Origin of the sequence: Vibrio sp. 10N.222.55.C6, assembly GCF_041473395.1 — a bacterium.
In the GTDB taxonomy this organism is placed as follows: Bacteria; Pseudomonadota; Gammaproteobacteria; order Enterobacterales; family Vibrionaceae; genus Vibrio; species Vibrio crassostreae_C.
This window is the reverse complement of the sequence record NZ_JBFRSD010000093.1, coordinates 1-353: the sequence shown is the minus strand read 5'-3', so window position 1 is coordinate 353 and position 353 is coordinate 1. Positions and strand designations below refer to the sequence as shown.

The 353-nt window shown below is 45.9% G+C and carries 1 protein-coding gene; it reads left to right on the top strand.

Annotated features, from left to right (window positions below; genetic code table 11):
• Window positions 1-183: 183 nt before the first annotated feature.
• Window positions 184-353, top strand: a 170-nt coding sequence (locus tag AB4486_RS22695; RefSeq protein WP_372118734.1) for a GntR family transcriptional regulator, incomplete at its 3' end; no start/stop codon positions are given.

Below are 353 nucleotides of genomic sequence, written 5' to 3'. Positions count from 1 at the left end.
AAGTTCGTTTTGTATGCTATCGCCTGAGTGTGACGCTTTCGCGCAAGTTATTTGACAGTTAGGATGCATTTCCGTGGCAGTTACATTTCACTCATATGACAGCAAGCCTTTGTTTATTGTCACATTCCTGTTAACTCCGTGGTTTACCTTATTGGGCACACGAACTTATGGACTAGATCAGCAATGAGAACATTGGCCACAGGGCAATCAGGGACACAGCTAGGCAGAATTAAGGCAAGCATCAGAGAACAGCTTCAATCAGGCATCTTCACCGAAGGGCAAAAACTGCCATCCGAAAGAGAGCTCAGCGAGCTGTTTTCAACCACACGAATCACGCTCAAAGATGCGTTGGT